At 52.9% G+C, this 804-nt stretch carries 1 protein-coding gene; it reads left to right on the forward strand.

The window, feature by feature from the left end:
* Nucleotides 1-516: type-F conjugative transfer system protein TraW (locus AB4503_RS25155; protein ID WP_372115892.1), on the forward strand; the 516-nt coding region annotated here is incomplete at its 5' end.
* Nucleotides 517-804: the final 288 nt, after the last annotated feature.

Below are 804 nucleotides of genomic sequence, written 5' to 3' on the forward strand. Positions count from 1 at the left end.
AACGAGTTCACGGAGCGCGCTCGGCAAAGCATTGAAAACCCGCCGCCGGTGGCAGGTTTAACCCCCACAACCGATCCCCGCACCTTTTACGTTGACCCAAGCATCACTCTCCCTAAAGACATCATCGCCCCCACCACAGGGGCCGTGATTGCCAAAGCGGGCACCAGAGTGAACCCCTTTGAACCCCGCACTTGGCCAAAGGTAGACGGGCAAGAGGTCCTTCCTCAATTTGAGCTCAGTAAGGTGTTGGTCTTTTTTGATGCCAGAGACGCGCGCCAACGACGTTTTGCCAGCGAGTATCAAAACGCCAAGCCAATCAAGTGGGTACTGACGGGGGGCAGCCCAAACCAAATGGCGACCTTACTCGAGGCGAGAATGTATTTCGCGCAGCAAGGTTTTTTAACCGAAAAGCTCAATATCACCCATGTCCCGGCCATTGCCTACCAAGAAGGCACGCGCTGGCGCATCGATGAGGTGAACGTATCGGGTTTGCACCCCTTGGCGATAGAGCAATAACAATGACATCGCATTGGAAGTGCGCACCTCCCTTGATCATGCTTCCAGTATGACGCTTTTTTCTCTTAACCAAGCTCGCTTTTGGCGGCGATAATGGGGCGAAGCCTCTTGTCGAGACAAAAGGAGTACCACGCTCGGCGTGGAAAAAGGACACCCCATGACACAACGACACTTTCGTTTACTGTTGTGCTGCCTATTGGTTTTTATTGCCCCATCAACCCTAGCAGCCAGTGCGGCGTGTAAAAGCCGTTTTATTAACCCCATGACTGATATTTGTTGGGATTGCTT

It is taken from the genome of Vibrio sp. 10N.222.55.B11, assembly GCF_041473705.1.
GTDB classification, from domain to species: Bacteria; Pseudomonadota; Gammaproteobacteria; order Enterobacterales; family Vibrionaceae; genus Vibrio; species Vibrio crassostreae_C.